Below are 12,869 nucleotides of genomic sequence, written 5' to 3' on the forward strand. Positions count from 1 at the left end.
GAGACATAAATGAGTGCTTTAAAATTTATTCAGATTGACCCTACTTTAAACACAAATCTGGTTAATATCGTTTGGATCATAATCGGACTTGTTACAATTTACGCAGGTATTAAGAACTTACTTGACAAAGAAAATCCTTCCAGAATCGGAACAGCCGTTTTCTGGTGTTCATTCGGTATCGTGTGTGCATTTGGTACATGGCTGCCGGCGAAGGTTTCCGGTGCACTGGTTATTATCATGTGTATCCCGCCGATCTTCAAGAAGGTAAAAGTCGGAAAAGCAGAAGTTCCGACCAAAGAATATACACAGAAGCAGTACAAGAAAGTTGGTATGAAGATCTTCTTCCCGGCTGTCTGTGTTGGTATCTTCTCACTTTGCATGGCTTTGTTTACCAATATCAGTTCCATGCTTGCAGTAACACTCGGTACATTAGTAGCTGTTATCATTCTGATGGTTTACAATCCGTCTGAAAACAAACCGGATGTATTTTTGAAAGAATCAGAGCGTTTCCTTTCTCTGATGGGACCTCTCTGTATGCTTCCTCAGCTTCTTGGATGTCTGGGTGGCGTGTTCACTGCAGCAGGTGTCGGCGAAGTGATTGCGGGTATCGTAGAAAATATCGTTCCGAAGGGAAATGTAAATTTAGGTATTATTGTATATGCAGTAGGTATGGTATTATTTACTATGATCATGGGTAACGCATTTGCAGCGATCACAGTTATGACAGTTGGTATCGGCGCACCGTTCGTACTTGCTTATGGAGCAAATCCGGTTATAATCGGTATGCTTGCTCTTACATGCGGATATTGTGGAACGCTCTGTACACCTATGGCTGCAAACTTCAATATCGTTCCGGTTGCTATTCTGAATATGAAGGATCGCTGGGGTGTTATTAAGAATCAGGTTCTTATAGCTATGATCATGCTGGTATTCCAGATCTGCTATATGATCTTATTCAAATAAGCATTTACGAAAAAGGATGATGGAAAGATGAGTCGGGATATGGAGCGGGGAGCCCAAATTGTGATCTGCGACTGGGTCCGGGTAAAGCCGTGGGACAAGCTGCTGATCGTGACGACAAGAGAGCATTTGCCGGAAGCGAGGATGCTGCGGAAATGTGCGATCGGAAGAGCAAGATCGGTCAATACGCTGACTGTGGAAGATGCAGGAAGGCTGGTAGGGGTATTTTTTGACACGAATGAGGAAGTGTTCGACCCGTATACGGCCATAATCGCTGCGACCGATTATTCACTTGTGACCACAAAAGCGGCAAAACGTGCGATTCAGAAGCACAAGAAGTTCCTGTCCCTCCCGCTTTCTACAAATGATGGCAGATCCATGCTGGAATATGATTTCATGACGATGGATACGAAGAAAAGCCGTCTGATGGCGAAGGTGATCATGAAATACCTTCGCAGTTCTGAAAAAATCCATGTGACGACATCGGCGGGAACGGATCTGGTCATGTATAAAGAAAACCGGAATCCGGGCTTCTTCAACGGTGTGATCAAAGATGGAAAAGGATATTCTTCTGCCAGCATTGAGGTATACGTTCCGATCGAGGAGACGAAGACAGAAGGCGTTATGATGCTGGACGGTTCTCTCGGTTATATAGGGCGTGCAAATGAGCCGACCCGGATTCTGTTTCACGAGGGGCGGATAACAGATATAGAAGAAACGCATACCGGCATAAAACTGAAAAACTATATGGAAGAATACAGGGATCCGAGAATCTATATCGGAGGAGAATTTGGGATTGGTCTGAATTCTTATTCCCGGTGTCTGGGTAATTGTTATATCGAAGACGAATCGGCATACGGAACTTTTCATATTGGCCTGGGAAGGAATCTGGCGCTGGGAGGCAAGCAGAACGCAAATGGTCATTTTGACCTTGTGTGTCTGGAACCGGACATTTATACTGATAATAGACAGATTATGCAGCAAGGGAAGATTATCATACCAGAACCGGTGGTATATTAGTACCGGCGGTGGTACAAAAAGTTCCGCATGCGGAACTTTTTGTTAATGGTCAGAAAGAGTCGTAAGGAGGAAACGAACATGAAGGTATTAGTAACAGGTTTTGACCCGTTTGGGGGAGAAAAAGTAAATCCTGCATATGAGGCAGTAAAATTATTGCCGGATACGATCGCGGGGGCAGAGATCATTAAACTGGAGATTCCGACGGTGTTTTCAAAGAGTGGTCCGGCTGTAGAAGCAGGGATCCAGAAATATCAGCCGGACGTTGTCATCAATGTCGGACAGGCAGGCGGTCGCTCTTGTGTTACCATCGAACAGGTGGGAGTGAACCTTGCAGAAGCGCGTATTCCGGATAATGCCGGAGAGCAGCCTATGGATGAACCGCTTCAGGTGGACGGCGCACCGGCATATTTTGCGACGATTCCGGTTAAGGCAATTGTAAAGAACATCCGTGATCATGGAATCCCCTGCCATATTTCCTATACAGCAGGAACCTATGTATGCAACTGTGTGATGTATAACGTACTTCATATGGCAGCAACAAAATATACCAACATTCGTGCCGGATTTATTCATGTACCATTTGCTGCTGAGCAGGTGGTCGATAAGCCGAACGGAACTCCGTTCATGTCTCTGGAAATGATTGCGAAGTGCCTTGAATATGCGATTGAGGCTACTGTAAACAATACAGAAGACATTGAAGAAGCAATGGGAACGACCCATTAGGAAAAGAATCATTCTGGCAGAAAATATGGAATTATCAGAGGAATGCTTACCGGATGGTGGGCATTCCTTTTTGCATAGGGAAAGACTGCAGCTGACCTTATTCTAAACTTGATTTATGATAATACTAATTGCCATAGTTCACTCGCAAGGCAGAACTATTATCCGGTATTATTGCCCAAATACCCAGGTAAACATTTGTAATAAATATTGAAGAACCCTAAAAGGGATAATAAAACGGAAAAAAGAGAGATGCTCAACGGTGTGTTCTGTGATATGTCTGCTCCGACAACGATCCATCATTTATGTAAAGTTCCTGTACGATTAGAAACAGCTTTTCGTTCTGATTTTAAACTTATCTGCATACACATGTTTTAGATAAGGAGGAACAGAACATGGAAAAGAAAGTGAATTCTGTGATCAAACCGATTCAAATACTGAAGGCATTGCTTGCTTCTTATATCGTGACAGCCCTGCTTCTTTTGCTTCTGACGTTTTTGCTGTATAAGTTTGGACTAGATGAGAAGAAAGTAGAGATCGGAATCCTGATCGTGTATCTGGTATCTGCTTTTATCGGAGGAATGATAGCAGGCAAGCTGGCAGGAACGAGGCGGTTCCTGTGGGGGACTCTGATCGGAATCCTGTATTTTGCACTGCTTCTCATGATTTCAATCGGTGTATACCGCACAATCCAGGGAGGAAGCAGTATGCTGGTTTCATTTGCACTTTGTGTGGCGGGGGGGATGCTGGGAGGTATGCTCTCATGAGAAGAAAACTTGTAACACTTTGACGTTGACGCTGTCAAGGGTGTTGTGATATACTATAGTGCATAGTGAAAAGTAAGGAGGAGATTGCAATGAAGCATATTAAGACATTGAATACACAGACTCTGAACAATACAGTAAAAAAAGGCGGATGTGGAGAATGCCAGACATCTTGCCAGTCTGCTTGTAAGACATCCTGTACCGTAGGAAATCAGACTTGCGAGCACAGCAAATAAGAGAATTTTATCTTAGTATGAATCAAGGCAGCGGCTAAAAGCCGCTGTCTATTGGCGTTATGGAAAACAAATTAGAAAGGGGTACCGGTTGTGATTCATCAGTACCAGAATAACGGATATTTGATCGTGATGGATATCAACAGCGGATGCGTTCATACGGTGGATCAGGCAGCATATGACGTGATTGCATGTCTGAATGCAAGGAATGAGAACCAGACAGCCGAGACGCTTCGTCAGGATGAGACCTGGGAGGCAGTGAAAGCGGAGCTGAAGGATAAATATCCGGAAGAAGAATTAAGAGAAATATTAGAGGATGTGACAGAACTCACGGAGTCGGGGCAGTTATTTGTGAAGGATACTTATGAGCCGCTCATCGGTGAGGTCGTGAAACGCAAGACGGTTGTGAAGGCAATGTGCCTGCATATTGCGCATGACTGCAATCTGGCATGCAGATACTGCTTTGCAGAAGAAGGAGAATATCATGGAAGAAGAGCCATGATGAGTTTTGAAGTGGGAAAGAAAGCCCTGGATTTCCTGATTGCCAATTCGGGCAGCAGACGTAATCTGGAAGTGGATTTCTTCGGCGGGGAACCGCTGATGAACTGGCAGGTTGTCAAGGATCTTGTTGCATACGGAAGAGAACAGGAGAAGATACATAATAAGCATTTTCGTTTTACAGTGACGACGAATGGTGTTCTGCTGAATGATGAGATCCAGGAGTTTATCAATAAAGAGATGGATAACGTGGTCATGAGTCTCGACGGAAGAAAAGAAGTCAATGACCGTATGAGACCGTTCCGAAACGGGAAGGGCAGTTATGATCTGATTGTGCCGAAATTCCAGAAACTTGCGGATTCCAGAAATCAGGAGCGTTACTATATCCGGGGAACATTTACCAGAAATAATCTGGACTTCTCCGAGGATGTAAAGCATTTTGCAGAGCTTGGGTTCAAACAGATGTCCATCGAACCGGTTGTCGGGGATGCTTCGGATCCGTATGCGATCCGTGAAGAGGATCTGCCGAAGATTTTTGAAGAATATGATAAGCTGGCGCAGTTCGTGATTGAGAAGGAAAGAAAGGGCGAAGGCTTTAATTTCTTCCATTTTATGATCGATCTGGAAGGCGGACCGTGCCTGTATAAGAGATTGTCCGGATGCGGATCCGGAACAGAGTATTTGTCGGTAACTCCGTGGGGCGATCTCTATCCGTGCCATCAGTTTGTCGGAGATGAAGATTTCCTGATGGGAAATGTGGATGAAGGAATTACAAAACCGGAGATTGCGGACGCATTCCGGTGCTGTAATGTATATACCAAGGAAAAATGCAAGAAATGTTTTGCCAGATTCTATTGCAGCGGAGGCTGTATGGCGAATGCATATAAATATGCAGGCGGTCTGAACGACTCCTATGACATCGGATGCGAGATGGAGCGTAAGCGGGTAGAATGTGCAATCATGATAAAGGCTGCTTTGGCAGAAGAAAGGAAGTAGGACATGAAGAAAAGTAAAGGGATTATCAGCCTTGTTCTGATCGCTGCACTTATGGGACTGCTTGGATTTACCTGTGCTCAGGGATTCGGATCCTCACATTCCGGTGCAGCAAAGAACATTAACCTGGGTCTTGATCTTGCCGGCGGTGTCAGCATTACCTATCAGGCAAAGGACAAGAATCCGACCAAAGAAGAGATGGCAGATACCATCTACAAATTACAGAAACGTGTGGAACAGTACAGTACAGAGGCTTCTGTTTATCAGGAAGGCGATGACCGGATCAGCATTGAGATTCCGGGTGTTTCCGATGCAAATACTGTTCTGGAAGAACTCGGAAAACCGGGCTCACTGGAATTCCAGGATCCGAACGGAGAAGTCGTATTAAGTGGTTCTGATGTGAAGAGTGCTCAGGCACAGACTCAGCAGAACAGCACGACAAAGAATAATGAGTATGTTGTGGCTCTGGAGCTTACGGACGAAGGCGCAGAGAAATTTGCAAAGGCAACGGAAGAAAATCTTGGAAAGCAGATCGCCATTGTTTATGATGGCGAAACGATCAGTGCACCGGTGGTTAATTCTGTGATTGAAAATGGACAGGCTGTCATCGAAGGTATGGCAGATTATGAGGAAGCTGACACACTTGCTTCAACGATCCGAATCGGTGGACTGAAGCTGGAACTGGAAGAACTCCGTTCCAATGTAGTGGGGGCACAGCTTGGTGAGGAAGCAATCAGTACAAGCTTGAAAGCAGGAGCGATCGGTCTTGCGTTAGTCTTTATCTTCATGTGTATTGTATACCTGCTTCCTGGTTTTGCTGCAGGACTTGCACTTCTCATTTATACAGGACTGGTCATTGTACTTTTGAACGCATTTGACATTACACTGACTCTTCCTGGAATCGCAGGTATTATCCTCGGTATCGGTATGGCAGTTGATGCGAATGTTATTATCTTCGCGCGTGTGAGGGAAGAGATTGCTGCCGGAGTGAGTGTGAGATCATCACTCAGAAACGGATTTAAGAAGGCAATGTCCGCGATCGTGGATGGTAACGTGACTACTTTGATCGCGGCAATCGTACTGGGACTTAAGGGCTCCGGTTCTGTCAAAGGATTTGCTCAGACACTTGCTCTTGGTATCGTGATTTCCATGTTCACAGCACTTGTGATCACTCGAGTAATTGTATTTTCCTTCTATGCAATTGGAATCCGTGATGAGAAATTCTATGCAAAAAAGAAGAAAGAGACAAAGGTATTCAATTTCCTTGGCAAAAAGAATCTTTGTTTCGCAATTTCGATTGCAGTCATTGCGGTTGGCCTGATTACAATGGGTGTGCAGTCAGCAGGCGGAAACGGCGCTCTGAATTACAGCTTGGAATTTAAGGGTGGTACGGCTACCAATGTGACCTTCAATGAAGATTATGATATCAAGGAAATTGATTCTCTCATCGTACCGGTTGTAGAAGAGGTGACCGGCGATAAGAATGTTCAGACGCAGAAGGTGAAAGACAGCACACAGGTGATCATTAAGACTACGACATTGGATCTGGAACAGAGAGAAGCGTTGAATCAGGCACTTGTAGATAAATTCGGAGTAGATGAATCTCTGATTACAGCAGAAAATATCAGTTCTACTGTCAGCAAAGAGATGAGAACGGATGCGATCATCGCGGTAATTATCGCTACGATCTGTATGCTGATCTACATCTGGTTCCGTTTCAAAGACATCCGTTTCGCAACCAGCGCGGTTATTGCACTTTTGCACGATGTTCTTGTAGTACTGGCTTTCTACGCAGTGGCAAGAGTCTCCGTAGGAAATACATTCATCGCATGTATGCTTACTATTGTCGGATACTCCATCAATGCGACGATCGTTATATTCGACCGTATCCGTGAAGAAATACATTTGAAGAAACGGGATGAAAGCCTGGCAGACGTAGTAAATAAGAGTATCACCAATACACTTACCAGAAGTATTTATACTTCACTCACTACCTTTGTCATGGTTGCAGTGATCTACATCCTGGGCGTAAGTTCGATTAAGGAATTCGCAAGCCCTCTGATGGTAGGTATCGTATGCGGCGGATATTCTTCTGTATGCATCACAGGAGCCCTGTGGTATATGATGAAGACCAAATGGAAGAAGAAAGAAGTTCCGGCAGGCGGAAAGAAGAAAAAATAAATTGTATTATGAAATTTGATAGAGAAAAGGTGTTGGAGTTTTCCGACACCTTTTCCATATATCAGGATAAGATTGAAAGGAAACGATAAGATGGAAAACTGGGTACTTTTGAGAAAAGGTGCGGATTTTGCACATATCAGTGAGAAATTTCATATCAGTCCGCGAATCGCTTCACTGATTCGAAACAGAGATGTCATCGGAGATGAGGCGATTGCGAAATATTTGAACGGAACGATTGCGGATCTCTATGATGGAATGCTGATGAAGGATATGGATAAGGCTGTCAATGTCCTTGTGGAGCGGATCCGGGCAGGAAAGCGTATCCGTGTTATCGGGGATTATGACATAGACGGAATACAGTCGACCTACATTCTCCTGGAAGGGTTCCGTTATCTGGGAGCTGATGTGGACAGTGATATTCCGGATCGAATGAAAGACGGATATGGATTAAATCGCCACCTGATCGACCGGGCACTTGACGCGGATGTTGACACCATTGTGACCTGCGACAATGGGATTGCGGCGGCAGAAGAAATAGCTTATGCAAAAAGCATGGGGATGACGGTGGTTGTGACAGACCATCATGAAGTACCTTATCGCGAAGAGGAAGGCGAAAGAGCATATCTTCTCCCGGAGGCGGATGCGGTTGTTGATCCCAAAAGAGCGGATTGTCTGTATCCATTTAAAGGTCTCTGCGGAGCTGCAGTCGCCTATAAGCTTGTGGAAGCATTGGCAGAAGCAATGGACAGTGATGTATGTGAGTTGGATTATTTGATGGAAAATGTCGCCATTGCCACGGTTGGAGATGTGGTGGATCTCGTGGATGAAAATCGTATTTTCGTAAAGCAGGGCCTGGAAATGCTGAAGCGTACGAAGAATAAGGGATTAAAAGCACTGATTGAATGTACAGGAGTCAATGCTGCGAACCTGAATACCTATCATATTGGATTTGTCCTGGGACCGTGCATGAATGCAAGCGGCCGTCTGGATACAGCGAAGCGGGCGCTGGAGCTTTTGGAAGCAAGAACGCAGAAAGAGGCAGATGTGCTGGCAGGGGATTTGAAGGCTTTGAATGACAGCAGAAAGGACATGACGGCCCAGGCGGTGGAGGAAGCGTTTATTCAGGTTGAGAATACGGAGATCCGGGATGATGATGTTCTGGTAATCTATCTTCCGCAGTGTCATGAGAGTCTTGCGGGAATCGTGGCAGGAAGAGTCAGGGAGAAATATTACCGACCGGTGTTTGTCCTGACCCGCGCCCAGGAAGGGCTGAAAGGATCCGGTCGATCAATTGAGACATGGCACATGTATGAAGGATTGAATCGCTGTGCGCATCTTCTGACGCGGTTTGGCGGACATAAGATGGCGGCAGGTCTCTCGCTTCCGGAAGAGAATCTGGAGCAGTTCCGCCAGGAGATCAACCGGAAATCACAGCTATCAGAGGAAGACCTCGTGGAAAAGATACAGATTGATATGCAGCTTCCTTTTTCTGCGGTGACGGAGAAATTTGTCGGAGATATAAAGGTTCTGGAACCATTCGGAAAGGCTAACGCGAAGCCGCTGTTTGCAGAACGAAAAGTACATGTTCTTGGAGCGCGGATCCTGGGAAAAAATCGGAATGTGTTGAAACTTCGCGTGGAAGATACGAACGGAACCGGGATCGATGCAATGTATTTCGGTGATATAGAAGGCTTTTTGAATTATATAAAACAGAAGTTCGGGGATCGGGCATATCAGGATATGCTGAGCGGCAGGAATGTGCCAAGAAACCGCGCGGAGAAGGGAATCGAAATGGCATTTACATATTATCCCGATATCAATGAATACCAGGGAATAAAAACTCCGCAGATTGTGATTCAAAATTATAAATAGATTTTGAAAATTCAGAATTTTGTGATATAATTAATAATATTTTATTATGCGTACAAAGGGTGGAAGGTTTCATGAAAAAGTTAGAAGATTATGTAGTAAGTATTCCGGATTTCCCGCAGGAGGGAATTATTTTCAGAGACGTGACAAGTGTATTGGAAAATGCGGATGGACTTCATCTTGCAATTGATGGTCTGGAAGAAAAAATAGGTGACAGAGAATTTGATGTGATTGTCGGACCGGAATCCAGAGGTTTCATTTTCGGAATGCCGATCGCGTACAACCATCACAAGGCATTTGTGCCGGTGCGAAAGAAGGGAAAACTTCCATGTGAGACGATATCTGCTTCCTATGAGCTGGAGTACGGCACCGCGGAAATCGAGATTCACAAGCGCTCCATCAAGCCGGGAGATAAAGTGATCATAGTGGATGATCTTCTTGCAACAGGAGGAACCGCAGAAGCAATCATTAAGCTGGTCGAGGAACTGGGCGGAGAAGTTGTAGGCTTTCTTTGTCTGATTGAGCTGGAAGGATTGAAGGGACGGAGCAAACTGGAAGGTTATCCGGTTGAGTCCGTAATCCAATATCCCGGAAACTAAGGAAAAGGAGGGGGAAGATATGGCAGATGGATGGGACATCAGTCAGGAGCCGCTGATTGAAGCGAGTAATAAAAAACTGGATATCGTCGATGGCCATGCGGTAAAGGCACCTGCAGACTATCAGAACCCGGATGAATTGTATAATAGTTTAATTGCGCGGATTCAGAAATATCATCCGTCGGCGGACATCTCAATGGTCGAAAAAGCATATTGTATCGCGAAAAACGCGCATGAAGGTCAGAAGAGAAAGTCCGGGGAAGCCTATATCATTCATCCGCTCTGGGTTGGAATCATTCTGGCGCAGCTGGAGATGGATAAGGAGACGATCACAGCAGGAATCCTTCACGATGTTGTGGAAGATACGGTCATGACGTATGATGAGATCAAGGAAGAATTCGGAGACGAAGTCGCACTTCTGGTGGACGGTGTGACGAAGCTGGGACAGTTATCCTATTCGGCGGATAAGCTGGATGTTCAGGCGGAGAACCTTAGGAAAATGTTCCTTGCTATGGCAAAAGATATCCGCGTTATCATTATTAAACTTGCAGACCGTCTGCATAATATGCGGACTCTGCAGTATATGCGGCCGGAGAAGCAGAAGGAAAAGGCGAAAGAGACCATGGACATCTACGCGCCGATCGCGCAGAGGCTTGGTATTTCTAAAATAAAGACAGAGTTGGATGACCTGGCACTGAAATACTCTCAACCGGAAGTATTCTATGATCTGGTGAAACAGATCAATGCGAGAAAGACAGAGAGAGAGGAGTTTGTTCAGCAGATCGTGGATGAGGTCTCCGCTCATATGGAAAATGCGAACATTGAGGCGGAAGTCAACGGTCGAGTGAAACATTTCTTCAGTATATATAAAAAGATGGTCAACCAGGATAAAACCGTGGATCAGATCTATGATCTGTTCGCAGTCCGGATCATTGTAGATTCTGTGAAAGACTGTTACGCTGCGCTGGGAGTCATTCACGAGATGTACACACCGGTTCCGGGAAGATTCAAGGATTATATTGCTATGCCGAAGGCAAATATGTATCAGTCGCTTCACACGACTTTGATGAGCTCTGTCGGCCAGCCGTTTGAAATTCAGATCCGAACCAAAGAGATGCACAAAACGGCAGAATATGGTATTGCCGCACACTGGAAATATAAGGAATCAAATGACGGTAAGAAGAGCGTAGAAGCGAAGGAAGAGGAGAAGCTGAGTTGGCTCAGACAGATCCTGGAGTGGCAGAAAGATATGTCCGACAACCGGGAATTTATGAACCTCCTCAAAGGAGATCTGGACCTGTTTGCGGAGGATGTATATTGCTTTACCCCGAACGGAGACGTGAAGAACCTTCCGAATGGTTCTACGCCGATTGACTTTGCCTATGCGATCCACACTGCAGTCGGCAATAAAATGGTCGGTGCGCGTGTGAACGGTAAGCTGGTCAATATTGATTATAAGATACAAAACGGTGACAGGATCGAGATCCTGACTTCACAGAATTCCAAAGGTCCCAGCCGGGACTGGCTGAATATCGTCAAAAGTACACAGGCGAAGAATAAGATCAATCAGTGGTTCAAGAAAGAGTTCCGCGAAGAAAATATTGTACGCGGAAAAGAAATGATGCTGGCCTACAGCAAGGCGAAAGGATTTGTACTGGCTGATCTTTTGAAGCCGAAATACATGCAGATCGTGCAGGAAAAATACGGATTTCGTGACTGGGATTCTATTCTGGCGGCGGTCGGACACGGCGGCCTGAAAGAAGGTCAGGTGATCAACCGTCTTGTTGAAGAATACGGCAAGGATCACAAAAAAGAGATCACCGACGAGATCGTAATGGAAAAGATCGCGGAGGCATCCAAGAATAAGGTTCACATTGCAAAATCGAAAAGTGGAATCGTTGTTAAGGGAATTGACGATATGGCAGTGCGCTTTTCCAGATGCTGTAATCCTGTTCCGGGTGACGAGATCGTCGGATTTATCACTCGAGGCCGCGGCATGTCGATCCATCGGACGGATTGTGTGAATATGATTCATTTATCAGAGCCGGAACGTGCACGACTAATACCGGCTGAGTGGGAAAAACCGGCGGACGGTGAAGGCAACGGAAGTTATCTGGCCGAAATCAAGATGTATGCAAATGATCGTCAGGGATTGCTGATGGATATGTCCAAAGTCCTGACGGAGATGAATATTGATGTGAAGTCTATGAATGTGCGCACCAGCAAGCAGGGAACGGCAACGATCGAAGCAGGTTTTGTCGTACATGGGCGTGAGGAACTGGCGAAAGTGATTGAAAAGCTCCGTCAGCTTCAAGGTGTGCTGGATATTGAACGTGCAGTCGGTTAAATAGAAAATATATCGTAAGAAGAGGATATGAATATGAAAATAGAGAAGTTTGTAACAGGTATTATCAGTACCAATTGTTATATTCTGTCAAATGAAGACACGAAGGAAGCGGTCATCGTTGATCCGGCGAATCTTTCACGGAAAATGGTGAGTTATATGGAAGAGGAACAATTAAAACCCAAAGCCATCCTTCTGACGCATGCGCATTTTGATCATATTATGGGAATTGATAAGATTATAGCCATGTTTGGGGAAATCCCGGTTTATGTGGAAGAAAATGATCTGGACCTCCTTCACAAAGCGGAACTGAACGAATCTACGACCTATACGGCGGGATACAGCTATGCAGGCGGTGAGGTGATTCATGACAAAGATGTGCTGTCGTTGATCGGATATGAATTTCAGGTGATTCATACACCGGGACATACGGCAGGAGGTGTCTGTTATTATGTGAAAGATGCAAATGTACTTTTCAGCGGAGACACGCTGTTCTGCTGCTCCGTGGGAAGATCTGATTTCGCGACGAGCAGTACTTCGGATCTGATCCGTTCGATTAAGGAGAAGCTGTTCCTTCTCCCGGACGAGACGATCGTGTATCCGGGACATATGGGTGCAACAACGATCGGGAATGAAAAGGTAAATAATCCTTATGTGTAACATGAAAATGGATAGAAAAACACAGGCAGAA

Annotated in this window: 11 protein-coding genes; all 11 read left to right on the forward strand. The window is 45.3% G+C overall.

The features are described 5' to 3' along the window. Nucleotides 1-9 precede the first annotated feature (9 nt). The 11 genes from ACTNBR_RS08670 to ACTNBR_RS08720 all read left to right on the forward strand — a co-directional run bounded on the left by ACTNBR_RS08670 (nucleotide 10) and on the right by ACTNBR_RS08720 (nucleotide 12,838). Nucleotides 10-963 (forward strand): DUF979 domain-containing protein, encoded by a 954-nt coding sequence (locus ACTNBR_RS08670; RefSeq protein WP_427807138.1) that lies wholly within the window; start codon nucleotides 10-12, stop codon nucleotides 961-963. 27 nt (nucleotides 964-990) lie between these two features. Next, nucleotides 991-1,980 carry a peptidase gene (locus tag ACTNBR_RS08675; protein ID WP_427807139.1) on the forward strand — a complete coding sequence of 330 codons (990 nt, stop codon included), beginning with the start codon at nucleotides 991-993 and terminating at the stop codon, nucleotides 1,978-1,980. 78 nt (nucleotides 1,981-2,058) lie between these two features. Further along, nucleotides 2,059-2,703: a pyroglutamyl-peptidase I gene (pcp, locus tag ACTNBR_RS08680; protein WP_427807140.1), complete on the forward strand. Its 645-nt coding sequence runs from the start codon at nucleotides 2,059-2,061 to the stop codon at nucleotides 2,701-2,703. A 392-nt stretch (nucleotides 2,704-3,095) separates the two neighbouring features. Then, nucleotides 3,096-3,467 carry a TIGR04086 family membrane protein gene (locus ACTNBR_RS08685; RefSeq protein WP_427807141.1) on the forward strand — a complete coding sequence of 124 codons (372 nt, stop codon included), beginning with the start codon at nucleotides 3,096-3,098 and terminating at the stop codon, nucleotides 3,465-3,467. An 89-nt stretch (nucleotides 3,468-3,556) separates the two neighbouring features. After that, nucleotides 3,557-3,700: a six-cysteine ranthipeptide SCIFF gene (gene scfA, locus ACTNBR_RS08690; RefSeq protein ID WP_008369659.1), complete on the forward strand. Its 144-nt coding sequence runs from the start codon at nucleotides 3,557-3,559 to the stop codon at nucleotides 3,698-3,700. A 90-nt stretch (nucleotides 3,701-3,790) separates the two neighbouring features. Beyond that, nucleotides 3,791-5,191 (forward strand): thioether cross-link-forming SCIFF peptide maturase, encoded by a 1,401-nt coding sequence (gene scfB, locus ACTNBR_RS08695; protein ID WP_427807142.1) that lies wholly within the window; start codon nucleotides 3,791-3,793, stop codon nucleotides 5,189-5,191. A 3-nt stretch (nucleotides 5,192-5,194) separates the two neighbouring features. Next, the gene (gene secD / locus ACTNBR_RS08700; RefSeq protein WP_441017771.1) at nucleotides 5,195-7,369 is read left to right on the forward strand and encodes a protein translocase subunit SecD; all 2,175 of its coding nucleotides are present in this window, start codon (nucleotides 5,195-5,197) and stop codon (nucleotides 7,367-7,369) included. A 90-nt stretch (nucleotides 7,370-7,459) separates the two neighbouring features. After that, nucleotides 7,460-9,241 (forward strand): single-stranded-DNA-specific exonuclease RecJ, encoded by a 1,782-nt coding sequence (gene recJ / locus ACTNBR_RS08705; protein ID WP_441017769.1) that lies wholly within the window; start codon nucleotides 7,460-7,462, stop codon nucleotides 9,239-9,241. 71 nt (nucleotides 9,242-9,312) lie between these two features. Beyond that, entirely contained in the window at nucleotides 9,313-9,837 is a 525-nt protein-coding gene (locus ACTNBR_RS08710; RefSeq protein ID WP_427807145.1) for an adenine phosphoribosyltransferase, read from the forward strand. A 19-nt stretch (nucleotides 9,838-9,856) separates the two neighbouring features. After that, nucleotides 9,857-12,181, forward strand: coding sequence for a RelA/SpoT family protein (locus ACTNBR_RS08715; RefSeq protein WP_427819876.1), 2,325 nt, complete (start codon nucleotides 9,857-9,859; stop codon nucleotides 12,179-12,181). 33 nt (nucleotides 12,182-12,214) lie between these two features. Next, on the forward strand, nucleotides 12,215-12,838 hold the full coding sequence (locus ACTNBR_RS08720; protein ID WP_427807147.1) for an MBL fold metallo-hydrolase: 624 nt from the start codon (nucleotides 12,215-12,217) through the stop codon (nucleotides 12,836-12,838). Nucleotides 12,839-12,869: the final 31 nt, after the last annotated feature.

The organism is Bariatricus sp. HCP28S3_F11 (genome assembly GCF_052065395.1).
In the GTDB taxonomy this organism is placed as follows: Bacteria; Bacillota; Clostridia; order Lachnospirales; family Lachnospiraceae; genus Allocoprococcus.

Coding starts and splice junctions, on each gene's coding strand:
- ACTNBR_RS08685 (WP_427807141.1), top strand. CDS start 3,096: ATGGAAAAGAAAGTGAATTCTGTGATCAAACCGATTCAAATACTGAAG.
- recJ (WP_441017769.1), top strand. CDS start 7,460: ATGGAAAACTGGGTACTTTTGAGAAAAGGTGCGGATTTTGCACATATC.
- scfA (WP_008369659.1), top strand. CDS start 3,557: ATGAAGCATATTAAGACATTGAATACACAGACTCTGAACAATACAGTA.
- ACTNBR_RS08720 (WP_427807147.1), top strand. CDS start 12,215: ATGAAAATAGAGAAGTTTGTAACAGGTATTATCAGTACCAATTGTTAT.
- ACTNBR_RS08675 (WP_427807139.1), top strand. CDS start 991: ATGAGTCGGGATATGGAGCGGGGAGCCCAAATTGTGATCTGCGACTGG.
- ACTNBR_RS08715 (WP_427819876.1), top strand. CDS start 9,857: ATGGCAGATGGATGGGACATCAGTCAGGAGCCGCTGATTGAAGCGAGT.
- pcp (WP_427807140.1), top strand. CDS start 2,059: ATGAAGGTATTAGTAACAGGTTTTGACCCGTTTGGGGGAGAAAAAGTA.
- ACTNBR_RS08670 (WP_427807138.1), top strand. CDS start 10: ATGAGTGCTTTAAAATTTATTCAGATTGACCCTACTTTAAACACAAAT.
- ACTNBR_RS08710 (WP_427807145.1), top strand. CDS start 9,313: ATGAAAAAGTTAGAAGATTATGTAGTAAGTATTCCGGATTTCCCGCAG.
- secD (WP_441017771.1), top strand. CDS start 5,195: ATGAAGAAAAGTAAAGGGATTATCAGCCTTGTTCTGATCGCTGCACTT.